This window comes from Pseudoxanthomonas sp. YR558, from assembly GCF_900116385.1.
In the GTDB taxonomy this organism is placed as follows: domain Bacteria; phylum Pseudomonadota; class Gammaproteobacteria; order Xanthomonadales; family Xanthomonadaceae; genus Pseudoxanthomonas_A.
Map to the genome: position 1 here is coordinate 499310 of NZ_FPCI01000001.1, position 25929 is coordinate 525238.

Genomic DNA, 25929 nt, shown 5'->3' on the forward strand with positions numbered 1-25929 from the left:
GCCACCCTTTCCCAGGCCAGCGCACCATGCCGTCCCTTGTTCCCGCCTGCCCCAGTCCCGCGATGCGCAGCGCGGGCCTGACGAGGCGTGCGCGATGAAGGCAACGACGGATCCAACGGGTTACCCCGCCGCGCGGCTCTCCAGCTTCTATTTCTTCTACTACGCGGTGCTGGGCGCATTCACGCCCTACTGGAGCCTGTACCTGGAGTCACGCGGGCTCGGCGTCACCGCCATCAGTGTTCTGATGAGCCTGTGGTACGCCACGCGCATCGTCTCGCCCTCGCTATGGACGACGCTCGCCGCGCGCTCGCCGCGTCCGATCCGTTGGTTGCACCTGGGGTGCGCGCTGGCCGTGGGCAGCTTCGCTGTGTTCCTGCTGCCGTGGAGCTACGTCGGCCTGTTCGTCGTGATGACGGCTTTCTGCTTCGCCTACAACGCCGTGATGCCGCAATTCGAATCGATCACGATGTCGCACCTGGCCACACGCAGCGATCGCTACGGCCTGATTCGCGTCTGGGGATCGATCGGCTTTATCGTGGTGGTCGCCTCGTTCGGCTGGCTGATCGATGCACGCCGACTGGGCATCGGCGCCCTGCCGTGGCTGATGCTGCCCGTGCTGGCCGCCGTACTGGGCTCGGCGCTGGTCAACCGCTACGCGCACGAGCCGGATGCTCACCGGGAGACGGCGCATGAAGGATTCCGGACACGACTGCGGCAACCGCACGTGATCGCTTTCTTCGTCGCGGCGTTCCTCACCCAGATCTCGTTCGGCCCGTTCTACACCTTCTTCTCGATCTACCTTTCCGAACACGGTTACAGCACCGGCACGCAGGGTATGTTGTGGACCGTCGGCGTGCTGGCCGAGATCGTCGTGTTCTTCCTGTCCAGCCGGATTTTCCGGCGCTGGGACGCATCGCGTGTGCTGATGGTGGCGCTGCTGAGCGCCTCCGTGCGCTGGCTGGTGACGGCGCTGTTCCCGGACAACACGCCAGTGATGGTGCTGGCGCAGCTGACTCATGCGCTCAACTTTGGCGCGTTCTTCGCGGCCGCGATGCAGTTGCTGGTGCGGTTCTTCCCGGGCCGCCTCAACGGCCACGGCCAGGGCGTGTTCTATGGTTTGTCGTCCGGTGTCGGCGGGGTGTGCGGCGCGTTGCTCGCCGGCCAGCTCTGGCGCTTCGGTGGCGAAACCGCCTTCATGGCATCGTCCGGCATCGCCCTGCTCGCCGCGGTCATCGTGTGGCGGTGGCTGGTTCGTCCGGACGCGCTTGCCGGTTTAAGCGGCACCTGATCGATTCACCACACCAGGTCGTCAGGCACCTGGTACTGCGGATCGGCGTAGGGATCGTCCCCCGCCGGCGCGTTCGGATCGACCTTCAAGGCAACGGCAGGTGCGAAGATGGCTTCGGCCTCGGCCAGCACGGCGGACGACACCAGCAGGTAGCGTCCGTTCTGCTGCACCACACCGAGGTCGCCGGCATTAAGCGACTTCAGCTGCTCGGCATTGACGTAGATGCGCTTGATCTTGCCGCCATAAGGGAAATGGCGGGCGATGTCGGCTTCGGCATCGTTCAATGCCTTGTCCTTGAGGAACTCCTCGAGCTTGGCCTTCGCCTCGCGACGCAGGCGCGCCTCTTCCTGCTTCACGCGCTCGGCTTCGATGCGCTCATCCTTCTCACGCTGTGCGCGGATGGCATAGGCCTTGGCCAAGTCGATGTCTTCCTGCGACCTCGGCTTGCGCGATGGGCCTTGCGGAGGACGCGGCTTGCCCGCATGGCCAGGACGAGGCGGCGCGGCACCCTTCCCATGCGGCTTCTGTCCGGGCTTGCGCGTGTCGGGTTTGCGGGTGTCGGGCTTGCGTTCGGGCTTGGGCGCCGGCTTGAAGCCCAGGCCCATCAACTGGTCGCGGAGGGAATCGCTCATGGTCTTTCAGAGGGGGACGTGCTGTCCCCACAGCGTATCAATAATGAGGGGGCGGCGGCTCGTTGGCGGGGTCCTCGAACAACGAGGACCGCACCTTGCCCAGTTCTTCCACCATGTGCCTCAGCAGCAACGCGGTGCGCTGGTTCTCGGCGCGCGCATCGGCGAGCGCCTCGCTCAGTTCGCCCAGCGCGTGTTCCTGGAACGCGAGGCGCGTTTCCAGTTCCACCAGGCGATGCTCCAGCGCGTCGCGCTGGAGCGGCAGGTCAGCCTGCATCTATCGATCTCCCTCGTCCGATCCCGTAATAGGCGACGCCTGCCGCCTCGACTTCGGCGGGATCGTAAAGGTTGCGGCCGTCGAACACCACGGCGTCGGCCAGTGTTTCGCGCAAACGGGCGAAGTCAGGGCTACGGAATTGCTTCCACTCGGTCACCACCACCAGCGCGTCGGCGCCCTCCAACGCGGCGCGGGCGTCGGTACAGAGCACCAAGTCCTCGCGCTCGCCGAAGATGCGGGAGGCTTCCTCCCGGGCTTCCGGGTCGTACGCGCGGACCTGCGCACCGGCCTCCCACAGCTCCGCCAGCAGCCGGCGGCTGCTCGCCTCGCGCATGTCGTCGGTGTTGGGCTTGAAGGCCAGGCCCCAGACCGCGAAGGTCTTGCCACGTACACCTTCGTCCTCGCCACGATCGTAGTGGCGCTGGATGAGCTCGAACAGGTGGCCCTTCTGGCGTTCGTTAACGCCTTCCACGGCCTGCAGCAACTCCGGCGCATAGCCATACTGCTGCGCAGTCTTGGCCAGTGCCTGCACGTCCTTCGGGAAGCACGAGCCGCCATAGCCGGCGCCCGGGTAGATGAAGTGCCAACCGATGCGCGGGTCCGAACCGATGCCCTGCCGCACGTGTTCCACGTCCGCCCCCACGCGCTCGGCGATGTTGGCGATCTCGTTCATGAAGCTGATCTTCGTCGCCAGCATCGCGTTGGCCGCGTACTTGGTCAGCTCGGCCGAACGCACGTCCATCACCACGATGCGTTCGTGGTTGCGATTGAACGGGGCGTACAGCCGACGCAGCTTGTCTACTGCCTGTGGCCGCGCCGCACCGATGATGATGCGATCCGGTCGCATGCAGTCGTTGACCGCATCGCCTTCTTTCAGGAATTCCGGGTTGGACACCACGTCGAACGCGACATCGACGCCGCGCGATGCCAACTCGGCCTCGATCGTCGCCTTCACCTTGTCCGCGGTACCGACCGGCACGGTGGATTTGTTCACCACCGTGCAAGGCCGTTCGATATGACGGCCGATGGTCTTGGCCACGGCCAGCACGTACTGCAGGTCCGCGCTGCCATCCTCGTCCGGTGGCGTGCCGACCGCGATGAAGAGCACGTCACCGTGCGTGATGGCAGCCGCCGCATCCGTCGTGAAGCGCAAACGGCCCGCTGCGTGGTTGGCTTTCACCATCGGCGACAGGCCGGGCTCGTAGATCGGCACGATGCCGTGGTTCAGACCATCGACCTTGGCCGGGTCGATATCGACGCACACCACGTCATGTCCGACTTCCGCCAGGCACGTGCCTGTGACCAACCCAACGTAACCCGTGCCGAAAATGGCTACTCGCATGCAGCGGCCTCCTGGACCTAGTCTTGGCTATTACAGCCGACGACTATTGCAGGATGCCCATCAACTCCACGTCAAACGTCAACGTCGCATCGGGGCCGATCTTGCCGCCGGGCGCGCCGTTCGCGCCGTAAGCCAGCCCCGACGGAATCCAGAAGCGGTACTTCGCGCCCACTGGCATCAGCGAGACGCCTTCGGTCCAACCCGCGATCACGCCATTGAGCGGGAATTCAGCCGGCTGTCCACGCTCATAGGAACTATCGAACACATCGCCGCTCAACAGTTTGCCTTCGTAATTCACGCGTACGCGGCTAGTCGCCATCGGACGCTGGCCGTTGCCCTGGCGCAGCACCATGTACTGCAGGCCCGACGGCGTGGTGATGACGCCCGGCTTGCTCTTGTTCTCGGCGAGGAACTTCGCGCCCTCGTCACGGTTGCGTTGGGCGGCACCCGCCTGGCGCTTGGTCAGGTAGGCCTTCATCTCGGCCTGCGCCTGCTCCACCGTCATCAACGGTGTGCCGTCCTTGCCGGCGACGGCGCGCACGGCCTTCGCGAGGACCGACGGATCGACTTCATCCTTGAACGGCAACAGCGACGGACCGACGACGTAGGTACCCAGGAACAGGCCTACCTTGGTCTTGTCGACCGGCGGCGGCGTGCTGCCCGGCGGCATGCCGGGGATCGGCTGGCCATCGGCCACAGCCAGGTTCACGCGCAGAAGCTGGTCGGTGGCCTGCGCCTCCTGCTCGGTGATCAGCGGCGGCTTGCCGGCGAAGGTGTTGACGATCGCGCGCTCGAACGCAGCGGTATCGAGAAACTGACCCACGGGCTGTAGCGAACTGCCGACATCCACGCCGATGGCGTAGCTGACCTTGTCGCGCTCAGTGGCAAGCGCGGTTTTTTCCTGTGCAGACACGCTGCCTCCCAGCATCGAAAACGAGATTCCCAACAACGCGGCAATGCCGCGGACCGACCGCTTCATCCTTCTCACTCCTGGAACCTGCGCCGGGAAGATGGCGCGAACCTCTTATTGTGGCACGCCCGCCGCCCCGCACGGCAGCAGGCGTCAGGGCTTGGCGCGGGGGGACGCCAGTTCGCGTTCGATCGCAGCGACCAACGTGGGATCGTCGGGTTTGATCTTGCTCGGGAAGTTCGCGACCACGCGTCCGTCGCGCGAAATCAGATACTTGTGGAAATTCCATCCCGGCGCGGTGCCAGTCGCCTGCGCCAGCGATTTGTACAGCGGCGTGGCGTTGTCGCCGATCACGGACACCTTCTCGAACATCGGGAACTTCACGCCGTAAGTAAGCGTGCAGAACTCCTGGATCTCCTTCTCCGTGCCGGGCTCCTGGCCTTTGAAGTCGTTCGAGGGAAATCCGAGCACTGCGAAACCTTTGCCGGCGTAGCGCTGATGGAGCGCTTCCAGGCCCTCGTACTGTGGCGTGTAACCGCACTTACTGGCGGTATTGACCACCAACAGCACCTGTCCTGCGTACTGTTTCTTCAGGTTCACGGGAGCCTTCCCCGTCAGCGGGCGATAGCTGAGATCCAACAGACCCGCCGCCAACGCCACTGAAGCGGCGCCCAGAAGCGCCACAAAAACAAATAATTTCAATAACTTAGACATCGTCTTCTGCTCCGGTATTACGAACATGACAAGTATGCCTTCAGTTGGGTGACAAAACTTTGCAAGGGAGTTGACGCCCTGTGTTTTGGTGTTATAGTTGAATACAACACCACTCACCCAACGCAGCGGGGGATGCCATGAACCAGAAACTGACCCACACACTGCCCAGCCTGGCCGTCGGCGGCCTGTTGCTGGCGATCGGGGTGCTGGCGACCGTCACCGGTGCCCGCACGGCCGAAGCAGAATCCACCGCGCTGGTCGGCGCGCTGGAATCCGATGCCCGCGAGATCGCAGGGGATGACCGCAACCCGGACGCGCGGCAGCACAAGCGCCGCGCCCGGGCCTCGCTGGCCATGCCCTACTTTTCCTTTGGCCAATCGCTGCGTCCGAGGAGCTAAGCCATGACGTCCATCCAATGGAGCGACGGCGCTCCCATCTACCGCCAGCTGAAGGATCGCGTGATCGCGATGATGCTGGACGGGATCCTGAAGCCGGGCGATGCCCTGCCCTCCGTCCGTCAGGTGGCGGCGGAGTACCAGCTGAATCCGATTACCGTATCGCGCGCCTACCAGGAGCTCGCCGACGAGGCCCTGGTGGAGAAACGCCGCGGCCTGGGCATGTTCGTCACCGACGAAGCGTCCAAAAAGCTGCGCGGCACCGAGCGCGAACGGTTCCTGACCGAAGAGTGGCCGGCCGTCGCCGAGCGCATCGAGCGCCTGGGCCTGTCCATCGAAGAGCTGCTGCAATCCAAGGGGAACAAGTGATGAATGCCGCAATCGCCAACACCGTGGTGACCGCCCACGGTCTACGCAAGGCCTATAAGAACAAGCTCGCGCTGGACAACACCAGCTTCGAGATCGAAGCGGGCAAGATCATCGGCCTGATCGGTCCGAACGGCGCGGGTAAGACCACCGCACTGAAGGCCATTCTCGGGCTGACGCCGTTCGAGGGCCAGCTCAGGGTGCTGGGCCTGGATCCGCGCAAGGACCGGGACGAGCTGATGAAGGATGTCTGCTTCATCGCCGACGTCGCCGTGCTGCCGCGCTGGATGAAGGTCAAGGAAGCCATCGACTTCGTCGAAGGCGTACACCCCCGCTTCGACCGCGCCAAGTGCGAGCGTTTCATCGCCAACACCCAGCTCAAGCCCAACCTGCGCGTCCGCGAGATGTCCAAGGGCATGATCGTGCAGCTGCACCTGGCCCTGGTGATGGCCATCGACGCCAAGCTGCTGGTGCTGGACGAACCCACGCTGGGCCTGGACATCCTCTACCGCAAGCAGTTCTACCAGCGCCTGCTGGAAGACTACTTCGACGAGCAGAAGACCATCATCGTCACCACCCACCAGGTCGAGGAGATCGAACACATCCTCACCGACGTGATGTTCATCCGCGACGGCAAGATCGCACTGACCGCGCAGATGGACGAAGTGGCCGAGCGTTACACCGAAGTGCTCGTCAGCGGCAGCGATACGGCCGACCAGGCGCGTGCCCTGAAGCCCATCGACGAGCGTGCCCTGCCCTTCGGCAAGACCGTGCTGCTGTTCGACGGCGTGCCGAAGGCGCAACTCGCCCCGCTGGGTGAAACCCGTACCCCTGGCCTGGCCGACCTGTTCGTCGCCATCATGAAAGGAACCTACGCATGAACGCCGTGACTTCGACGTTGGGCAAATCCTCCAAGCCGGGCGCGTTCAAGTGGCTGATCAAGCGCGAGTTCTGGGAGAACCGCGGCGGCTTCTTCTGGGCGCCGGTGATCACCGGCGGCATCTTCGTGGTACTCAACCTGATCCTGGCTGTCATCGGCAGCATCGCCGCGCGCGGCTCCATGGACGGCGGCGGCTTCAGCGTTGAGGAAGCGCCCCGGAAAGCGGAGATGATCGTCGGCGGCATCGGCGACGGCATGCTGCTCGGTGGCGTGATCCTGGCCTGCGTGGTGCTGGCTTTCGTAGTGTTCTTCTACGCACTGGGCACGCTGTACGACGACCGTCGCGATCGCAGCGTCCTGTTTTGGAAGTCGCTGCCGGTCTCCGACACCCACATGGTCTTGTCGAAGCTGGCCTGGGCCCTGGTCCTCGCACCGCTGCTGGCCGTGAGCGTCGGCATCCTGATCGGACTGTGCATGTGGCTGATCTCGGCGCTGACCATCAGCATCAACGGTCTGCCCGCCGGCGGCGCGATCTTCACCCACTCGCATCCGCTGCGCGTCATCGGCGGCGTGGTCAGCTCCCTGCCGGTCTACATGTTCTGGTCGCTGCCGGCGATCGGCTGGCTGATGTTCTGCTCCGCCTGGGCACGCAGCAAGCCGTTCCTGTGGGCCGTGCTGGTGCCGGTGCTGGCCTGCGTGATCATCAGCATGACCGACATCCTGCCGGGCCTGAAGATCCGCCACGACCTGGTCTGGTACACGGTGGTCTACCGCGGCCTGCTGAGCGTGGTGCCGGGCGCGTGGTTCCCGACCTTGCAGGGCGGTGCCGCCAACCCGCACACCGAGATCAACACGCCTGACGAACTGGCCAATGCGATCGATCTGACTCGCAGCTGGCAAGCCTTCGCCTCGGCCGACCTGTGGATCGGTGCGGCCATCGGCGTGGCCCTGATCGTCGGTGCGATCTACCTGCGCCGCTGGCGCGAAAGCGAATAAGCCCGACCCCGGTGGCGGCCCCGGCCGCCACCTCCCCCGATACCGAGAGGACAACCCATGCCCCGCACACCTGCCCTCCTGCGCACGCTGCCCTTCGTCGTCGTGATCGCACTGGCCGCCTGCCAACCCGCACCGGACAAGAACGACAACGCACCGAACGGCATCGCCGCCAAGGCCATGGACGAAGCCCGCAAGGGGCTGGGTGAAGCCAGCCAGGAACTGCAGAAAGCCCAGAGCGAGATCGACGCGGCACGCCAGAAGCTGGCCACCGAGAACCTCACGCTCAACCGCAACGAGAACCAGAACCTGCCCAAGGCGGAGATCACCCCGGCGGGCGAGCTGCTGATCGAAGGCAAGTCGGTGGCGACCACGCCGGAGCAGAAGGAAAAGGTACTTGCCTATCGCGGCGCCATGATCACCGTGGTCGGCGATGGCATGGCGATCGGCATGGAAGGTGCGAAGGTCGGCATCGATGCCGCCGCCAGCGCGCTCAAGGGCGTCCTGGCCGGACAGTCCGGCGACGAGATCGGCAAGCAGGTCGGCGCGGAAGCGAAGACCAAGATGAAGCCGATGGTGGACCAGCTCTGCGGTCGCCTGCCGGCGCTGCTCACCGCCCAGCAGGCGCTCGCGGCCTCCGTACCCGAGTTCAAGCCCTATGCCAGCATGGACCAGGCCGACGTCGACGACTGCGCCAGCCAGTCCGACTGGAACTTCTGATTCCCGCGACACGGAGAACCGCCGCATGCGTATTTCCACCACCGCTCCCTGGCTGCTCCTCGCGACCACGTTGCTGGCGACGCCCGCGTTCGCGCAGGACGAACACTGCAAGCATTCCGCTCCGCGCCAGCTGAAGCTGGACACTGCCGGCGCCAAGGCCATCGTGTTCGACATCGGCCACAACGACCTGCGTGTCGACGCGTCGCCGGGTGCAGCAGTTTCGCTGCAGGGCAAGGCATGCGCTTCGCAGGCCGATGCGCTTCCCAGCCTGAAGCTGACCCAGGAGCGCGTCGGCGACAAGCTAGTGGTGCGCGTCTGGCGCGAGGGCCGTTTCAGCGGCGTGTTCTTCGGTAACAACTACGCTTACCAAACCCTGTCGGTCACGTTGCCGGATACGCTCCCCGTGCAGCTGAAGGTCGGCTCCGGCGATGCGGTCGTCACCGGCGCACCGGTGCTCAGCGCCGACGTGGGCTCCGGCGATGTCGCCGCGCGCGGTATCCGCGGCCTGGCCGCCGTTTCCGTCGGCTCGGGCGATATCGAACTCGACGACGTCGGCGCATTGCGCGTGATCTCCATCGGCTCGGGCGACGTCACTGCGCGCGGCGTGCGCGGCGCCGTGCATGTCGGCAGCATCGGGTCGGGCGACTTCACGCTCGTGCGCGGCACCGGCGACGTCGAGATCGGCTCGATCGGTTCCGGCGACGCTGAACTGCGCGATGTCGGTGGCAACATCGTCGTCGGTTCGGTCGGCTCCGGTGGCGTGGAAGCGCGCAACGTCGCGGGCGCCCTGACCGTGCGGTCGGTCGGCAGCGGCGACGTGCACCACGAGGGCGTCAAGGGCGCCATCGACCTCCCGAAACACCATTGAGTTCCAAGGAATGACCATGACCCGATTCGCACCGCTCGCTCTCGCGCTTTCCCTCGTGTTCCTGGCCGCCTGCTCCGGCAAGGATAAGGCGCCCGACAGCGGCAACAGCATCGAAGCCTCGGGAGCGCTGTGGGGCCAGAACCTCACGCTCAACGCCACCGGCCAGCCGAAGGCGGAGATCTCCGCCAAGGGCGATTTCATCGTCGATGGCAAGAAGGTCGACGTGAACGACGCCCAGCGCGCCCTGCTGGTGGCGTATCACCGCCAACTGGGTGGTATCGCCGATGCCGGCATCGAGACCGGCAAGGAAGGCGCCAAGCTCGCCGGCAAGGCCGTGGGCGCCGCGGTGAAGGGCATCTTCAGTGGCAACCCGGACCAGATCGACAAGGAAATCGAGGCCGAAGCCAAGAAGGTCGAAGCCGAAGCGATGAAGATCTGCGACCTCCTGCCGGGCCTGTACAAGGCGCAGCAGGAACTCGCCGCCGCCCTGCCCGCGTTCCAGCCGTACGCATCGATGGACGAAGGCGACGTGGAAGACTGCCGCACGAACCAGAACGACAGCCACGAGGCCGGCGAGGATGTCGGCCGCGCCATTGGCCAGGCGATCAAGGGCGAGACCGGCGACGAGAAGAATGCTGCGTCCGAAGCGGATGCCGCCGCTGCGGAACCTGCCAAGCCCTGATCTCGTCGAACACCGTCTGCCGCTGCATCGCGGCAGACGGACTCAGCCGCCTCCGCCGCCCGCCTTGCCGTGAATGCCGCCCTTGGCGAGCAGGGCCGGATCCAGCAGCGGCTTGAGCGTCTTCTCCGGCAGCCCGGTGACCTCACGCGCAACCTCCAACACCGGCCGATTCTGCTTGTAGGCTTGCTTGGCGATGGCAGCGCCCTTCTCGTAACCGATCACCGGATTGAGCGCGGTGACCAGGATCGGATTGCGGTCCAGCGCTCCCTTGACGCGATCGCCGCGCACCTTCAATCCGGCGATGCAGTCGTCAGCGAGCAGTCGCGACACGTTCGATAGCAGGTGCATCGCATCCAGTAGGTTGTGTGCGATCAGCGGCAGGGTAACGTTGAGCTGGAAATTGCCGGTCTGGCCCGCCACCGTTACCGCGGTGTGGTAACCCATCACCTGCGCGCAGACCATCACCGTGGCTTCGGGAATCACGGGGTTCACCTTGCCCGGCATGATCGAACTGCCCGGCTGCAGTGCCGGCAGCTCCACCTCACCCAGGCCCGCCAGCGGCCCGGAGTTCATCCAGCGCAGGTCGTTGGCGATCTTGGTCAACGCGACGGCCAGTGCACTGAGCTGGCCCGAGAGCTCGACCGCGTCGTCCTGTGCCGCCAGACCCTCGAACTTGTTGGCCGCGCTTTCGAAGCGGGTACCTGTGCGGGCGGACAGTGCCTTGGCCACGCGTGTGCCGAAGCGCGGATCGGCATTGATGCCGGTCCCGATCGCCGTGCCGCCCAGCGGCAGCCGGCGCACGCGCTTGAGCGTGTCTTCGATCCGCGCCTGCGCCGACGACAGCTGCGCCGACCAGGCCGAGAACTCCTGGCCGAAGGTCAGCGGCATCGCATCCATCAGATGCGTGCGCCCGGTCTTGACCACCTTGCCCAGCGCACGGCCACGCGCATCGATGGTCTTGCGCAGATGCTTGATGGCAGGCAGCAGATCCTCCACCGCTGCCAGCTGCGCGGCGACGCGGATCGCCGTGGGGATGACGTCGTTCGAACTCTGGCCCAGGTTGACGTGATCGTTCGGGTGCACCTGCGCCTTTCCCGCGCGTGAAGCCAGGTTGGCGATTACCTCGTTGGCATTCATGTTGGACGACGTGCCGGAACCGGTCTGGTAGACGTCGATCGGGAAATGCGTGTCGTACGCGCCTTCGGCAACCTCGAGCGCGGCGCCCTGCACGGACTTCGCGATGCCCTTGGGCAGCAGGCCCAGGCCCGCATTGACCTCGGCCGCCGCGGCTTTCACCAGGCCCAGCGCCCGGATGAAGCCGCGCGGCATCGGTCGGCCGGAAATCGGGAAGTTCTGCACCGCGCGCTGCGTCTGCGCGCCCCAGAGGGCCTCCGCAGGCACCTGCAGCTCGCCCATGCTGTCGTGTTCGACGCGGGTCCGGCCCACGGTCTTCTTGCTGGTCATCACCGTCTCCTGGAAGGAATTCACGGCTTGCGCGCCGGCGAAGGCCGGTGGCTGGCGGGGGCCGACAGGATACGCCAGGCCGGTTCGGCCGCTTCCCGGGGTAAAATGAAACGATCCTTTTCAGCCCTCCCCGCCCCCCATGTCGGAATCGTCCCTGCTCGCCCTCTCCCCGCTCGATGGCCGCTACGCCGGCAAGGTCGATGCGCTGCGCCCGATCTTTTCCGAATACGGCCTGATCCGCGCCCGCGTGAAGGTGGAAGTCGAGTGGCTGCTGGCGCTGGCCGCGGAGCCCGGCATCGTTGAGCTGCCCGACTTCTCCGACGGTGCGAAGGCGCGCCTTCGTGCGCTGGCCGACGGCTTCAGCGTCGCCCATGCCGCCCGCGTGAAGGAGATCGAGCGCACCACCAACCATGACGTCAAGGCGGTGGAGTACTTCATCAAGGAGCAGCTGAAGGACGATGCCGAACTCGCACCGGCGCTGGAATTCGTCCATTTCGCCTGCACCAGCGAAGACATCAACAACCTGTCCTACGGGCTGATGCTGGAACAGGCACGCGGCGACGTGCTGCTGCCCGCGCTGGACGGCGTCGCCGCCACGCTGCGCGCGCTGGCCCATGCGCAGGCGGCGCAGCCGATGCTGTCGCGCACGCACGGACAGACCGCCTCGCCGACCACGCTGGGCAAGGAGATCGCCAACGTCGTCGCCCGCCTCGAGCGCCAGCGCACGCAGATCGCCGCGGTGGAACTGACCGGCAAGATCAATGGCGCGGTGGGCAACTACAACGCGCATGTGGCCAGCTACCCGGACGTGGACTGGCCGGTGTTCGCGCAACGCTTCGTCGAAGGCCTGGGCCTGGTGTTCAACCCGTACACCACGCAGATCGAGCCGCACGACAACGTTGCAGAGATCGGCGATGCCGCGCGTCGCGCCAACACCATTCTGGTCGACCTGGCCCGCGACATCTGGGGCTACATCTCGCTGGGCTACTTCAAACAGCGGCTCAAGGAAGGCGAAGTCGGCAGTTCCACCATGCCGCACAAGGTCAACCCGATCGACTTCGAGAACGCGGAAGGCAACTTCGGCATCGCCAACGCACTGTTCGAGCATTTCAGCGCCAAGCTGCCGATCAGTCGCTGGCAGCGCGATCTGACCGATTCCACCGTGCTGCGTGCGCTGGGCACCGCGTTCGGCCATACGCAGGTAGCACTGGATTCGCTGGCGAAGGGCCTGGGCAAACTCGAAGTGAATCCGCAGCGCCTGGACGCCGACCTCGATGCGGCCTGGGAAGTGCTGGCCGAGGCCGTGCAGACGGTGATGCGCCGTCATGGCCTGCCGAACCCGTACGAACAGCTCAAGGCGCTGACGCGCGGCCAGGGCATCACCGCCGACTCCATGCGCAGCTTCATCGAATCGCTCGATCTGCCGGCGGACGCCAAGCAGCGCCTGCGCGACATGACGCCGGGCAGCTACACCGGCCTGGCCGAGCGCCTCGCCCGGGACATCTGACCTGCGGAGACGGGAACGGCGATGCACCTGTTGATCAACATCGACGTCCCCGATCTTCCCGCTGCGGAAGCGCTTTACACCCGCGCCTTCGGGCTCTCCGCCGGGCGACGCTTCGGCAGCGGCGGCGTGGAGCTGCTGGGTGCTCAGGCGCCGATCTACGTGCTGCAGAATGCGGCCGGCACCACTGCCGCCGCGGATATGCGCCGCGACTACGCCCGCCACTGGACGCCCGTGCACCTGGACGTGGTGGTGGACCACCTCGAGCCTGCCCTCGACCGTGCCGTGGAGGCCGGACTGGTGCAGGAATCCGACATCCGCGACGCGAACTGGGGCCGCATCGTCCGCCTGGCCGATCCTTGGGGCCATGGCTGGTGCCTGCTGCAGTTCGTCAATCGTGGTTACGACGAGATCGCTACATGATGCTCCGTGCCTTCCTTCTTGTTGGTGGCTTGCTCGTCTCCACGCTTCCGTTCGCCGCGCACGCGGCCGATGCGCCGCCTGGCAAGGCCTGTGAGGACGACGCCGGCTGGAATGATCCCGCCACGCCCCTGCGGGTCTACGGCAACACCTGGTTCGTCGGCACCTGTGGCATCAGCGCCTTGCTGGTGACCTCCGATGCCGGCCACATCCTGATCGACGCCGCCACGCCACAAGCCGGCCCGCAGATCCTGGCCAACATCCGCGCGCTCGGCTTCAAGCCCGAGGATGTGCGCGCGATCGTGTTCTCGCACGAACACTACGACCATACCGGCAGCCTGGCCGCGTTGCAGCGCGCCACCGGAGCGCCGGTGTACGCACGTGCGCCCGCGGTCGGCACGTTGAAGCGCGGCACCCCGGACCGCAGCGATCCGCAGCTCGAGGTGTCCGAACCGATCGCCCCGGTCGAGCGCGTCGTCACCCTCGCCGACGACGGCGTCGTGCGCGTGGGGCCGCTGGCCCTGCACGCCGTCGCTTCGCCCGGCCACACACCCGGCGGCACCAGCTGGACCTGGCGTTCGTGCGAAGGCGACGCGTGCCACCAGATGGTCTATGCCGACAGCCTGACCGCGATCTCCGACGACGTGTACCGCTACAGCGACGAGCAAGCACACCCGGGCTACGTGGCGGCATTCCGCAACACGCTGGCGCGGATCGCCTCGCTGGATTGCGACGTACTGATCACGCCGCACCCATCGGCGAGCAAGCTGTGGTCGCGCATCGGCCCCGGCGCCCGCGCACCACTCTCCGACACCGGCGCTTGCCGGGCCTACGCGGACACCGCCACCCAGCGACTCGACAAGCGCCTGGCCGACGAAGCCGCCACGACGACGCCCGCCCATCCTTGATCAGCATCAATGCCCGGCGTGCCGCCCTCGGCGACGCTGGCCTTTCCTTTCCCGCATGACGCATCGCCGCGCGAACACCTCCCGATGAACAAGAAGACCTCCTCACGCACCACTTCGCTTCCGTTCGAGATCGACGCCACGCGCGACTACCCGCTGGGCATGCCTGCCGACCGCTTCCTGCGCGACTACTGGCACAAGCGGCCGCTGCTGATCCGCAACGCGTTCCCCGGCTTCGAGACCCCGGTGCAGCCGGAGGATCTCGCCGGGCTCGCCTGCGAAGAAGGCGTGCTGGCGCGGATGATCAGCCTGGACCGCGCTACCGGCGTGTGGGATGTCCGCACGGGCCCTTTCCAGGAAGAGGATTTTCCTGGCCTGCCCGACCACGACTGGACCCTGTTGGTGCAGGACGTGGACAAGTGGGACGCCGACGTGCGTGCGCTGCTGGAGCAGTTCCGCTTCCTGCCGCGCTGGCGGGTGGACGACATCATGATCAGCTTCGCGGCCACCGGCGGTTCGGTCGGCGCGCACGTGGATCACTACGACGTGTTCCTGCTGCAGGCGCAGGGCGAACGCCGTTGGGCGATCGACGCCCGCGTGGCGATGGGGCAGCCAGCACCGGACCTGGGTTTCCAGGAGGACGTGGCGATCAAGCTGTTGCGCACGTTCGAACCCACCCACGAATGGGTCCTCTCTCCCGGCGACATGCTGTACCTGCCGCCGCTGGTCCCCCATCACGGCGTGGCCGAGAACCCGTGCCTGACGTTCTCGGTGGGCATGCGTGCGCCTTCGTCGGCCGAACTGATCGGCGACTACCTGGACACGCTGATCGCCGAAGCGGACGAGGCCGTGCGCTACCACGACGAAGACCTGGCCGCGCCGCAGGACCCGAACGAAATCGACGCGCGCGCCATGGAGCGCGTGGTCGAAGCCTTGAATGCGTTGCGCATGAACGATCCCGACCTGGTCGGCGACTGGTTCGGCCGTTTCATCACCACCTACCGCGCCTCCGGCGACGTGATGCCGTCGCCCGACACGCCCTCGCGGATCGAGATGGAGTGGGACCTGCAGCAAGGCGCGCGCCTGCTGCGACACCCGTTCTCGCGATTCGCCTGGCGCCGGCGCAAGAAGGCCGCCACCCTGTTCTGCAACGGCCTGGACTACACCCTGCCGGTCAAGGACGCACAGGCGCTCGCCGCACTGGAAAGCCTCGACGGTCCCAGCTACGCGGCCCTGAGCGACGCAGGGCGCGACGCGGTGATGGCGCTCGCGGCACAAGGCCATTACCAACTGGCCCTGGACGACGACGCGGCCCTGGAGGACGAAGACCCATGACCACCGTCGATGTCCGCGTCGAAGCGGTCGACTACGCTACCGCGCTGCCGGACCTGCGGCGCGTCCGCGAGGCGGTCTTCATCGAGGAACAAGGCGTCCCGCGCGACCTCGAACAGGACGCGCTCGACCCGCTCTGCCACCACATGATCGCCCGCGATGCCGACGGGGCGCCCATCGGGACCGCCCGGCTCACTCCGGACCACCGGATCGGGCGGATGGCCGTGCTGTCGGCCTGGCGCGGCCGCGGCGTCGGCGAGGCCCTGCTGCGCGCCCTGCTGGCCGAGGCCCGCCAGCGCCAATGGCCGGCCGTCTCCCTGCACGCCCAGGTGGACGCCGAACGGTTCTATGCCCGCCACGGGTTCCTGCCCGAGGGTGACCGCTTCTTCGAAGACGGCATCGAGCACCAGGGCATGCGCCGGCTGCTGGGCGGCACTGCCACCATCGCCCATCGGGCCGAAGCTGTCGCGATCACCACCGCCGTCATCGTGCAGGCACGCCGCTCGCTCGTGATCTACAGCCGCGCGCTGGATCCGGGGTTGTGGGATGCACCGCCCGTGCTGGACGCCCTGCGCCGCTTCGCCACGCACCGCACGGGCGTGCAGGTCCAGGTCCTCCTCCAGGATGCGGCAACCCCTCAGCGCGCCCTGGCTCCCTTGATCGGCCTCGGCCAACGCCTGTCCAGCGTCTTCGCCTTCCGCGAGGTGCAGGATCCTGTAGACCTCTCCTACACCGCCGCCTTCGTCGCCAACGACGATCACGGCTACTACCACCGCCCGTTGGGTCATCGCTTCGATGGCGAGGCCGGCCTGGAGCATGCGGGGCGCGCCCGCCAACTGCGCGACGAGTTCACGCAAATGTGGGAACGCGCACGCCCGGTGACGGAATTCCGCGCGCTCGGCCTCTGATCGGCGCCTCGAGAACCGCGCCACAGAGGCCTCCGCGGGGCCATGCCCTGCGTCTTTAGTCCAATCCGGTTACGCCCCCTTCCCGGCATGGGGGTATAATTTCTGGGTTTTCGTCCATGTCCGTCGGACATCGCGCGACATGGACCGTAAGCGCCTCCTCGACTACCCCACAGCACGCCATCGCCATCGTGGACAATCTCCTGAAGCAGTTCGCGCAATCCTCGCAGCTCAATGGAGGCAATGCCTCCTACGTCGAAGACCTGTACGAGCAGTACCTCGTCGCCCCGGACAGCGTGGGCCCCAAGTGGAAGGCCTACTTCGATGGCTTCAAGGGCCACGAAGCCGGTGACGTACCGCACTCGGTCGTCATCCAGCAGATCACCGAAGCCGCCCGTCAGGCCGCCAACAACGGCCACGTCGTGGCCGCCGGCGGCGACGAGCGCGAGCGCAATGTCGGCCGCCTGATCACGGCCTACCGTTCGCGCGGCCATCTTGGCGCGCAGATCGACCCGCTGGGCCTGACCCCGCCGGTCAACCCGCCGGACCTGGAACTGTCGTTCCACGATCTGTCCGACAAGGACCTCGACAGCGAGTTCAGCACCGGCAACGTCGGCGGCAACTCGCGCATGAAGCTGCGCGACCTGCTGGCGCGCCTGAAGGCGACCTACACCGGCCCGATCGGTGTCGAGTTCATGCACATCTCCGAAGTCGACCAGCGCCAGTGGCTGTACCAGCGCCTGGAGACGGCTAGCGGCCAGTTCGGCCTGTCCGATGACGCCAAGCGCCGCACGCTCGAGCGCCTGACCGCCGCCGAGGGCCTGGAACGCTACCTGCACACCAAGTACGTCGGCCAGAAGCGGTTCTCGCTGGAAGGCGGCGACGCGCTGATCCCGTTGTTGGACACCACGATCCGCAGCGCCGGCGAAGGCGGCGTCAAGGACATCGTGGTCGGCATGGCCCACCGCGGCCGCCTGAACGTGCTGGTCAACACGCTGGGCAAGAACCCGCGCAAGTTGTTCGACGAGTTCGAAGGCAAGTTCGAACACGACAACAGCCTCGCGCACGCCGGCGACGTGAAGTACCACATGGGCTTCTCCGCCGACATCGCCACCCCGGGCGGCCCGGTCCACCTGGCCCTGGCCTTCAACCCGTCGCACCTCGAGATCGTCGACCCCGTCGTGGCCGGCAGCGTCCGTTCGCGCCAGGAGCGCCGCAACGACGCCGCGCGCCAAGCCGTGTTGCCGATCATCATGCACGGCGACGCCGCGTTCGCCGGCCAGGGCGTGGTGATGGAGCTGTTCCAGATGTCGCAGGCGCGCGGTTTCGCCGTCGGCGGCACGCTGCATATCGTCATCAACAACCAGATCGGCTTCACCACCAGCAACAAGGAAGACTCGCGCTCCACGCTGTATTGCACGGACGTGGCCAAGATGGTCGGCGCGCCGGTGTTCCATGTGAATGGCGACGATCCGGAAGCGGTGGTGTTCGTGGCCCAGCTGGCCTACGACTTCCGCCAGCAGTTCAAGAAGGACGTGGTCATCGACCTGGTGTGCTACCGCCGCCACGGCCACAACGAAGCCGACGAGCCGGCCGCAACCCAGCCGGTCATGTACCAGACCATCCGCAAGCACGCGACCACGCGCGAGATGTACGCCGCCAAGCTGGAAGGCGCTGGCGTGATCCCGGCCGAGGGCGGCAAGTCGCTGGCGGACGAATACCGCAACAAGCTGGACTCCGGCGAAGTCACCACCGAACTCGCCAAGCAGAAGGGCGACGAGCTGGCGATCGACTGGTCGCGCTATCTCTCGGGCAAGCTCAGCGATGCGGTCGACACCAAGGTCAAGCGCAAGTCGCTGGACTCGCTGGCCAAGATCATCACCACGATCCCGGCCGGCGTCGCGCTGCATCCGCGCGTGGCGAAGATCTACGAGGACCGCGTGAAGATGGCGGCCGGCGAACAGCTCGCCGACTGGGGCTTCGCCGAGAACCTCGCCTACGCCACGCTGCTGGCGGAAGGCAACGGCCTGCGCCTGGTCGGCCAGGACGCGGGGCGCGGCACGTTCTTCCACCGCCACGCGATCCTCCACGACCAGAAGACCGACAGCTACTACCTGCCGCTGCGCCAGCTGGTGGAACAGGCCGAGCAGGCCACCATCATCGACTCGCTGCTCAGCGAAGAAGCGGTGATGGCGTTCGAATACGGCTTCTCGACCACCGATCCCAACACCCTGTGCATCTGGGAAGCGCAGTTCGGCGACTTCGCCAACGGCGCGCAGGTCGTGATCGACCAGTTCATCGCCGCCGGCGAAGCCAAGTGGGGCCGCATCAGCGGCCTGACGCTGCTGCTGCCGCACGGCTACGAAGGCCAGGGCCCCGAGCACAGCTCGGCGCGCCTGGAGCGCTTCCTGCAGCTGTGCGCCGTGGAGAACATGCTGGTCTGCGTGCCGACCACGCCCGCCCAGTGCTACCACATGCTCCGCCGGCAGATGCGCATGACCACGCGCAAGCCGCTGGTCGTGATGACGCCCAAGTCGCTGCTGCGCCACAAGCTGGCCGTGTCCACGCTGGACGAACTCGCCAACGGCGAGTTCCAGCACCTGATCCCGGACGCCGCCGCCGACGCCAAGAAGGTCAAGCGCGTCGTCGCCTGCTCGGGCAAGGTCTACTACGACCTGCTGGAAGACGCGCAGAAGCGGGGCCAGGACGATGTGGCCATCCTCCGCGTCGAGCAGCTCTATCCGTTCCCGCGCGAGCAGCTGGCCGCCGAACTGAAGCGCTATGGCAAGGCGACCGAAGTCATCTGGTGCCAGGAAGAGCCGCAGAACCAGGGCGCGTGGTACCAGATCAAGCACCACCTGCAGGCCTGCCTGGCCGACAAGCAGACGCTGCACTACGCGGGCCGCTCGCGTTCGCCCTCGCCCGCTGCCGGCCATTTCGCCGAGCACGTCGAGGAACAGCTGAAGCTGGTCGCCGATGCGCTGGTCAACAAGCTCGGCAGCGACAACGTCGCCGAGTAAGTACGCCTCACCCATTCCAACGAACAACAACACCACCAGGACGTCCCATCCAATGGCCACTGAAGTCAAAGTTCCGGTTCTTCCCGAGTCCGTCTCCGACGCCACCATCGCCGCCTGGCACAAGAAGGTGGGTGATGCCGTCAAGCGCGACGAGAACCTGATGGACCTGGAAACCGACAAGGTCGTGCTGGAAGTGCCCTCGCCCGTCGACGGTGTGCTGAAGGAGATCAAGTTCAAGGAAGGCGACACGGTGACCAGCCAGCAGTTGCTGGCGATCATCGAAGAAGGTGCAGCAGCTGCTGCGCCCGCCCCCGCCGCGGAAGAGAAGAAGCCGGCCGCCGGCGCTCAGGAAGTACAGCCGAAGGCCGAAGCCGCCAAGGCCGACGCCGCCGCCCCGTCCAGCACCAAGCCGGCCCCGGCCGGCGCCGATGCGCTGCCGCCGGGTGCGCGCTTCACCGCCATCACCCAGGGCATCGATCCGGCCGCCGTGGAAGGTACCGGTCGCCGCGGCGCCGTGACCAAGGAAGACCTGGTCAATTACGCCAGCGGCAAGACCGCGGGCGTGTCCGGTGGCGCGCGTCCTGAAGAGCGCGTGCCGATGACGCGCATCCGTACCCGCATCGCCGAGCGCCTGATGCAGTCCAAGAACTCGATCGCCATGCTGACCTCGTTCAACGAGGTCAACCTGGGCAAGGTCATGGAGATGCGCAAGGAACTGCAGGACGACTTCGTGAAGGCCAACGGCATCAAGCTCGGCTTCATGAGTTTCTTCGCCAAGGCCGCCGCCAACGCGCTGCAGCGCCACCCGATCGTCAATGCGTCGGTCGATGGCAACGACATCATCTACCACGGCTATTCCGACATCTCGATCGCCGTCTCCACCGAGAAGGGCCTGGTCACGCCGGTGCTGCGCAACGTCGAGCGCATGGGCTTCGGCGACATCGAGAAGGGCATCGCCGAGTACGCCAAGAAGGCGCGCGACGGCAAGCTGGGCCTGGAAGACCTGCAGGGCGGCACCTTCACGATCACCAACGGCGGCACCTTCGGTTCGCTGATGTCCACGCCGATCGTCAACCCGCCGCAGAGCGCCATCCTGGGCATGCACGCCATCAAGGACCGCGCCATCGTCGAGAACGGCCAGGTCATCGCCGCACCGATGATGTACATCGCGCTGTCCTACGACCACCGCATCATCGACGGCAAGGACGCGGTGTTGTTCCTGGTCGACATCAAGAACCAGTTGGAAAACCCGCACCGCATGCTTCTGGGCATGTGATCCACGCGGCTCCCCGCGGGGAGCTGGAAAGGGGCCCTGCGGGGCCCCATTTCCTTCCACGAGACACCGCCACCGTCCGATGACGGACGCACAAGGCAAAGGACACTGAAATGGCTGAACAATTCGACGTCGTCGTCATCGGTGCCGGCCCGGCCGGCTACCACGCTGCCATCCGCGCCGCGCAGCTCGGCATGAAGGTCGCGTGCATCGACGCCGCGCTGGGCAAGGACGGCAAGCCCGCGCTGGGCGGCACCTGCCTGCGCGTGGGTTGCGTACCCTCCAAGGCGCTGCTGGATTCCTCGCGCCAGTTCTGGAACATGGGCCACCTGTTCGGCGACCACGGCATCAGCTTCAAGGACGCCAAGATCGACGTCGAAGCGATGGTCGGCCGCAAGGACAAGATCGTGAAGCAGTTCACCGGCGGCATCGCGATGCTGTTCAAGGCGAACAAGATCACCCCGTACTACGGCTTCGGCCAGCTGCAGCCGGGCAACGTCGTCAAGGTGAAGCAGCACGACGGCAGCGAAGTGGAGCTCAAGGGCACCAATGTCATCATCGCCGCCGGTTCGGATTCGATCGAACTGCCGTTCGCCAAGTTCGATGGCGAGACCATCGTCGACAACGTCGGCGCGCTGGACTTCACCGAAGTACCGAAGCGCCTGGCCGTGATCGGCGCCGGCGTGATCGGCCTGGAACTGGGCAGCGTGTGGAAGCGCCTCGGTGCCGAGGTCGTGATCCTGGAAGCGCTGCCGGACTTCCTTGCCGCCGCCGACGCCGAGATCGCCAAGGTCGCGGCCAAGGAATTCAAGAAGCAGGGCTTGGATATCCGCCTGGGTGCCAAGGTCAGCAAGACCGAGGTCACCGGCAAGGGCAAGAAGAAGGAAGTCGTGGTCACCTACAGCGACGCCGAAGGCGAGAAGACGCTGACGGTGGACAAGCTGCTGGTCGCCGTGGGCCGCAAGGCCGCGAGCAAGGGCCTGCTGGCCGATGGCACCGGCGTGAAGCTGACCGACCGCGGCCAGATCGAAGTCGACGACCACTGCCACACCGGCGTGGACGGCGTGTGGGCGGTCGGCGACTGCGTGCGCGGCCCGATGCTGGCGCACAAGGGCTTCGAGGAAGGCATCGCCGTGGCCGAGTTGATCGCAGGCCTGCCCGGCCACGTCAATTTCGACACCGTGCCGTGGGTCATCTACACCGAGCCGGAAATTGCCTGGGTGGGCAAGACCGAACAGCAGCTCAAGGCCGAAGGCGTGCCGTACAAGGTCGGCACGTTCCCGTTCGCCGCCATCGCACGCGCGGTCGCCATGGGCGAGCCGGCCGGCCTGGTGAAGGTCATCGCCCACGAGGAGACCGACCTGATCCTGGGCTTGCACGCCGTCGGCGTGGGCGTCTCGGAACTGGTCCACGAAGGCGTCATCGCGATGGAGTTCAAGGGTTCGGCCGACGACCTGGCGCGTATCTGCCATGCACACCCCACGCTGTCCGAAGCCATCCACGACGCTGCGATGGCCGTGCACAAGCGTTCGATCCACAAGGCCAACTGAGGCCGCACGGCGGCTGCGCATCGCACGGCCGTCGAGACAACACCGCATGCGCCAGGCGAAGCCTGGCGTTTTGCGTTTCAGACAACAGGCACGACAGGACACCACCATGAAGAGCATCTGCGTCTACTGCGGCTCCAACGCCGGCAGCAAGCCGGTCTACACCGAACGCGCCATCGCGCTGGGCGACCGTATCGCGAAGGAAGGCCTGCAGCTGGTCTACGGCGGCGGCAACGTCGGCCTGATGGGCATCGTGGCCGATGCGGTACTCGCCGCCGGCGGTGAGGTCATCGGCGTGATCCCCGAACAGCTCGTGGGCTGGGAAGTCGCGCACAAGGGCGTCACCCGCCTGGAAGTGGTCGCCAACATGCATGAGCGCAAAAAGCGGATGTTTGATCTGTCCGACGCCTTCGTCGCCCTGCCCGGCGGCTTCGGCACGCTCGACGAGATGTTCGAGATGCTGACCTGGCGCCAGCTCGGCATCGGCGACAAGCCCTGCGCCTTCCTCGATGTCGAAGGTTTCTATACGCCGCTGATGGGCATGATCGACCGCATGGTCGAAGAACGCTTCCTGCATCCCGAACAGCGCAACGACCTGTGGCATGGCGACGACCTCGATGCGATGGTCGCCTGGATGCGCGCCTATTCGCCGGCGCAGGCGGACAAGTGGATGGACGAGAAGCGGCGCAAATCGTTGCGCTGATCGCGCGTTAGACCAAAGTCCGGCGCACTCACCGCCGGGCGGCAGGCAGAATCGGTATCAAGCCCTTCCCTGTCGTCCACTGCGACGGCGCGAACAAGGAAACCCTCATGAGCCTGCCAACGACCTTCAACGCCTTCCGCATCCACAACGACGATGCCGGCTATCGCGCCGGCATCGAGACGCTGACGCTCGACGGATTGAATCCGGGCGACGTGGTCATCAAGACGGCGTACTCCTCCGTCAATTACAAGGACGCACTGGCCGGTACCGGCGAGGGCAAGATCCTGCGGCGTTTCCCGCTGGTCGGCGGCATCGACGTCGCGGGTCATGTGGTGGCCTCGACCGATCCCGCGTTCAAGGAAGGCGATGCCGTGCTTGTCACCGGCTGCGGCCTCAGCGAGACCCGCGACGGCGGCTATGCCGAGTACGCGCGGTTGGAGGCCAAGTGGATCATTCCCCTGCCCGCCGGCCTGAGCCTGCGTGAGAGCATGATCCTGGGCACGGCCGGGTTCACCGCGGCGCTGGCCCTGTTCCGCATGCGCGAGAACCGGCAGACCCCCGACCTGGGGCCGCTCGCCGTCACCGGCGCCACCGGCGGCGTCGGTTCGCTGGCGGTGGACATCTTCAGCAAGGCCGGGTTCGAGGTGCACGCGATCAGCGGAAAGCCGGAGAACACGGGTTACCTGACCTCCATCGGCGCCACTCAGGTCCTTGGACGCGATGCCCTGGCTACGACGCGCCCGATGGAATCGGCGCGCTTCGGCGGCGGCCTCGATAACGTCGGCGGCACGATGCTGGCCAGCCTGTTGGCGCAGACCACGCCTTATGGCAACGTCGCCACGGCCGGACTCGCCGCCAGCCACGACCTGCCGACCACGGTGATGCCCTTCATCATCCGTGGCGTCTCCCTGCTGGGCGTGGCTTCCGCGGGCACCGCGCGGGATGTGCGCGAGGCGGTCTGGTCCCACCTGGCCAGCGACTGGAAGCCCGCCCACCTGGACACGATCTGCAGCCGGGAAACCACCCTGGACGGCCTGCCCGAGGTCTTCCGGACCATGCTGGCCGGCCAGTCCTTCGGCCGCACGCTCGTGCGAATGGGATGAACGGCAGTGGCGGCACGACAGGCGTCATAGCCTGGCCGCCATCCCCATTTGTCTTGTCTCAAACTCGCTCTACAATCCTCGGCGGGGACAACTTGGGGAACTCCATGGCAAAGATTCTGATCGTCGACGATTCACCGTCGCAGCTGCTGGGCATCCAGCGTATCGTCGAGAAACTGGGGCACGAATCCATCACCGCAGAAGACGGTGCCGCAGGTGTGGAAGTCGCCAAGCGCGAACTGCCCGACATGGTCCTGATGGATGTGGTGATGCCCAACCTGAATGGGTTCCAGGCCACCCGCACGCTCAGCCGTGAAGCCACGACCAAGCACATCCCGGTGATCCTGGTGACCACCAAGGACCAGGACACGGACCGCATGTGGGGCCTGCGCCAGGGCGCCAAGGCCTACCTGACCAAGCCATTCTCGGAAGACGAGCTGGCCGAGGTCATCGAACGCATCTTCAACGCGCGCGAACTGCCCTCCCCGCCATCCGCCTGACCCAGGCCTACATGCAGACCGAAGAGCAGGCGCGAGCCTGCTCTTTTCGTTTCCGGACGCGTCCGTTCAGCGTGGTGCGGTGTATCCCCCGCGCACGCCGCGGGGCGACAGCACCAGTTGCCACAGTTGCGACCGGCGTGCACGGAACGTGGCCATCGAGGCACTGAGATAGAAGCGCCACATCCTGCGGAACCGCGCGTCGTAGCGCGGATCGAGATCCTGCCAGGCCGCCTCCGCGTTGTTGCGCCATGCCTGCAGCGTCAGGTCGTAGTCGGCGCCGAAACCGTGCCAGTCCTCCAGCACGAACCGCCCTTCGATCGCATGGGTGAGTTGCGCCGCGGACGGCAGCATCGAATTGGGGAAGATATAGCGCGCAATCCAAGGATCGGTGCGGTGCACCGAACGGTTCGTGCCGATGCTGTGCAGCAGGAACAGGCCATCGGCAGGCAGGCAGCGCCGGACGACATCGAAGAACGTGGCGTAGTTCTTCACGCCGACGTGCTCGAACATGCCCAGCGAGAAAGCCGCATCGAAGCGCTCGTCGAGATCGCGGTAATCCTGCAGGCGGATCTCGATCGGCAGGCCCGCGCACAGCCGGCGTGCGTACTCCGCCTGCTCGACGGAGATCGTCACGCCGACTCCGCTGACGCCATAGCGCTCGGCAGCGAACTTCAACGCCTCGCCCCAACCACAGCCGATATCGAGCACCCTCATGCCGGGTGCCAATCGCAGTTTTCGACAGACCAGATCCAACTTGGCTTCCTGGGCAGCGTCCAAGTTTCGGGCGTCGCGCCAATAGGCACAGCTGTACACCAGACGGCGACCGAGCATCGCCGCATACAGGTCATTGCCCAGGTCGTAGTGGCGGCGTCCGACTTCACCGCTGCGACGACGCGACTGCAGGTTGGTCAAGCGTGCCCGCAGTGCATCGAAGAGTTCGCCCGGCCCGTGCAACCGCTCGTCCAGCCGGGCATCCAGCAGGCGGAACAGCAAGCCGTCCAACGCCTCCGCTTCCCACCAGCCGTCCATGTAGCTCTCGCCCAGCCCCAGCGAACCCTGGCCCAGCACGCGCGCATGCACGCGGGAGTCGTTGACCCGGAAGTCCCATGGCCGGTCGCCGTCGATCCGCACATCCGCTTCGGCCAACAGGGATCGCATCCTGTGCTCGAAGCGGGTGTGCGACATGGCGGAC

Annotated in this window: 26 protein-coding genes; 19 read left to right on the forward strand and 7 right to left on the reverse strand. The window is 66.2% G+C overall.

Going from position 1 to position 25929, the window contains the following annotated elements:
• Positions 1-94: 94 nt before the first annotated feature.
• Entirely contained in the window at positions 95-1288 is a 1194-nt protein-coding gene (locus BM365_RS02215; RefSeq protein ID WP_093486203.1) for an MFS transporter, read from the forward strand.
• A gap of 5 nt (positions 1289-1293) precedes the next feature.
• Here the strand turns inward: BM365_RS02215 and BM365_RS02220 are convergent, their stop codons facing one another.
• The 5 genes from BM365_RS02220 to BM365_RS02240 all read right to left on the reverse strand — a co-directional run bounded on the left by BM365_RS02220 (position 1294) and on the right by BM365_RS02240 (position 5160).
• The gene (locus tag BM365_RS02220) at positions 1294-1920 is read right to left on the reverse strand and encodes a DUF2058 domain-containing protein (RefSeq protein ID WP_093486205.1); all 627 of its coding nucleotides are present in this window, start codon (positions 1918-1920) and stop codon (positions 1294-1296) included.
• A gap of 37 nt (positions 1921-1957) precedes the next feature.
• The gene (locus tag BM365_RS02225) at positions 1958-2194 is read right to left on the reverse strand and encodes a SlyX family protein (protein ID WP_093486207.1); all 237 of its coding nucleotides are present in this window, start codon (positions 2192-2194) and stop codon (positions 1958-1960) included.
• Positions 2184-3536: a UDP-glucose dehydrogenase family protein gene (locus BM365_RS02230; protein ID WP_093486209.1), complete on the reverse strand. Its 1353-nt coding sequence runs from the start codon at positions 3534-3536 to the stop codon at positions 2184-2186. The genes BM365_RS02225 and BM365_RS02230 overlap by 11 nt, the downstream gene beginning before the upstream one ends.
• 43 nt (positions 3537-3579) lie before the next feature.
• A complete protein-coding gene (locus BM365_RS02235; protein ID WP_093486211.1) occupies positions 3580-4515 on the reverse strand; it encodes an FKBP-type peptidyl-prolyl cis-trans isomerase N-terminal domain-containing protein in 936 nt (311 codons plus the stop codon).
• Positions 4516-4599: 84 nt separating this feature from the next.
• Positions 4600-5160: a glutathione peroxidase gene (locus BM365_RS02240; protein WP_093489393.1), complete on the reverse strand. Its 561-nt coding sequence runs from the start codon at positions 5158-5160 to the stop codon at positions 4600-4602.
• Between the two features lie 137 nt (positions 5161-5297).
• Here BM365_RS02240 and BM365_RS02245 point away from each other — a divergent pair, with 137 nt between their 5' ends.
• Genes BM365_RS02245 through BM365_RS02275 form a run of 7 tightly spaced genes read left to right on the forward strand, consistent with a single transcriptional unit; the run spans position 5298 to position 10064 of the window.
• A complete protein-coding gene (locus tag BM365_RS02245; RefSeq protein ID WP_093486213.1) occupies positions 5298-5558 on the forward strand; it encodes a hypothetical protein in 261 nt (86 codons plus the stop codon).
• Positions 5559-5561: 3 nt separating this feature from the next.
• A complete protein-coding gene (locus BM365_RS02250; protein ID WP_056880371.1) occupies positions 5562-5924 on the forward strand; it encodes a GntR family transcriptional regulator in 363 nt (120 codons plus the stop codon).
• Positions 5924-6802, forward strand: a complete 879-nt coding sequence (locus BM365_RS02255) for an ABC transporter ATP-binding protein (RefSeq protein ID WP_093486215.1) — start codon at positions 5924-5926, stop codon at positions 6800-6802. The genes BM365_RS02250 and BM365_RS02255 overlap by 1 nt, the downstream gene beginning before the upstream one ends.
• Complete coding sequence (locus BM365_RS02260; RefSeq protein ID WP_093486217.1) at positions 6799-7797, forward strand: ABC transporter permease; 999 nt, start codon at positions 6799-6801, stop codon at positions 7795-7797. Before BM365_RS02255 ends, BM365_RS02260 begins: the two co-directional genes overlap by 4 nt.
• A 57-nt stretch (positions 7798-7854) precedes the next feature.
• Complete coding sequence (locus BM365_RS02265) at positions 7855-8514, forward strand: YggN family protein (protein WP_093486219.1); 660 nt, start codon at positions 7855-7857, stop codon at positions 8512-8514.
• A gap of 25 nt (positions 8515-8539) precedes the next feature.
• A complete protein-coding gene (locus BM365_RS02270; RefSeq protein ID WP_139227279.1) occupies positions 8540-9382 on the forward strand; it encodes a DUF4097 family beta strand repeat-containing protein in 843 nt (280 codons plus the stop codon).
• Positions 9383-9398: 16 nt separating this feature from the next.
• On the forward strand, positions 9399-10064 hold the full coding sequence (locus BM365_RS02275) for a DUF2884 family protein (protein ID WP_139227281.1): 666 nt from the start codon (positions 9399-9401) through the stop codon (positions 10062-10064).
• 42 nt (positions 10065-10106) lie between these two features.
• On the opposite strand, the gene BM365_RS02280 is transcribed toward BM365_RS02275, so the two are convergent.
• Positions 10107-11528, reverse strand: coding sequence for a class II fumarate hydratase (locus BM365_RS02280; RefSeq protein ID WP_093486221.1), 1422 nt, complete (start codon positions 11526-11528; stop codon positions 10107-10109).
• A gap of 139 nt (positions 11529-11667) precedes the next feature.
• Here BM365_RS02280 and purB point away from each other — a divergent pair, with 139 nt between their 5' ends.
• From purB to pilH, 11 genes are all read left to right on the forward strand, one after another.
• Positions 11668-13035, forward strand: a complete 1368-nt coding sequence (gene purB, locus BM365_RS02285) for an adenylosuccinate lyase (RefSeq protein WP_093486223.1) — start codon at positions 11668-11670, stop codon at positions 13033-13035.
• Positions 13036-13056: 21 nt separating this feature from the next.
• Positions 13057-13455: a VOC family protein gene (locus BM365_RS02290; protein ID WP_093486225.1), complete on the forward strand. Its 399-nt coding sequence runs from the start codon at positions 13057-13059 to the stop codon at positions 13453-13455.
• The gene (gene bla, locus BM365_RS02295; protein ID WP_199186226.1) at positions 13452-14360 is read left to right on the forward strand and encodes a subclass B3 metallo-beta-lactamase; all 909 of its coding nucleotides are present in this window, start codon (positions 13452-13454) and stop codon (positions 14358-14360) included. The genes BM365_RS02290 and bla overlap by 4 nt, the downstream gene beginning before the upstream one ends.
• 84 nt (positions 14361-14444) lie before the next feature.
• On the forward strand, positions 14445-15692 hold the full coding sequence (locus BM365_RS02300; protein ID WP_093489399.1) for a ribosomal protein uL16 3-hydroxylase: 1248 nt from the start codon (positions 14445-14447) through the stop codon (positions 15690-15692).
• Positions 15689-16597, forward strand: a complete 909-nt coding sequence (locus BM365_RS02305) for a GNAT family N-acetyltransferase (protein WP_093486227.1) — start codon at positions 15689-15691, stop codon at positions 16595-16597. Before BM365_RS02300 ends, BM365_RS02305 begins: the two co-directional genes overlap by 4 nt.
• A 116-nt stretch (positions 16598-16713) precedes the next feature.
• Complete coding sequence (locus tag BM365_RS02310; protein ID WP_175502028.1) at positions 16714-19614, forward strand: 2-oxoglutarate dehydrogenase E1 component; 2901 nt, start codon at positions 16714-16716, stop codon at positions 19612-19614.
• 52 nt (positions 19615-19666) lie between these two features.
• Positions 19667-20890: a dihydrolipoyllysine-residue succinyltransferase gene (sucB, locus tag BM365_RS02315; RefSeq protein WP_093486231.1), complete on the forward strand. Its 1224-nt coding sequence runs from the start codon at positions 19667-19669 to the stop codon at positions 20888-20890.
• A 110-nt stretch (positions 20891-21000) separates the two neighbouring features.
• Positions 21001-22437 (forward strand): dihydrolipoyl dehydrogenase, encoded by a 1437-nt coding sequence (lpdA, locus tag BM365_RS02320; RefSeq protein ID WP_093486233.1) that lies wholly within the window; start codon positions 21001-21003, stop codon positions 22435-22437.
• 106 nt (positions 22438-22543) lie between these two features.
• Entirely contained in the window at positions 22544-23137 is a 594-nt protein-coding gene (locus BM365_RS02325; RefSeq protein WP_093489401.1) for an LOG family protein, read from the forward strand.
• A 107-nt stretch (positions 23138-23244) separates the two neighbouring features.
• A complete protein-coding gene (locus BM365_RS02330) occupies positions 23245-24240 on the forward strand; it encodes an oxidoreductase (protein WP_093486235.1) in 996 nt (331 codons plus the stop codon).
• A gap of 104 nt (positions 24241-24344) precedes the next feature.
• Positions 24345-24737, forward strand: a complete 393-nt coding sequence (gene pilH, locus BM365_RS02335; protein ID WP_093297747.1) for a twitching motility response regulator PilH — start codon at positions 24345-24347, stop codon at positions 24735-24737.
• 66 nt (positions 24738-24803) lie between these two features.
• Here pilH and cfa read toward each other — a convergent pair whose 3' ends face one another.
• The gene (gene cfa, locus BM365_RS02340) at positions 24804-25922 is read right to left on the reverse strand and encodes a cyclopropane fatty acyl phospholipid synthase (protein ID WP_093486237.1); all 1119 of its coding nucleotides are present in this window, start codon (positions 25920-25922) and stop codon (positions 24804-24806) included.
• Positions 25923-25929 lie beyond the last annotated feature (7 nt).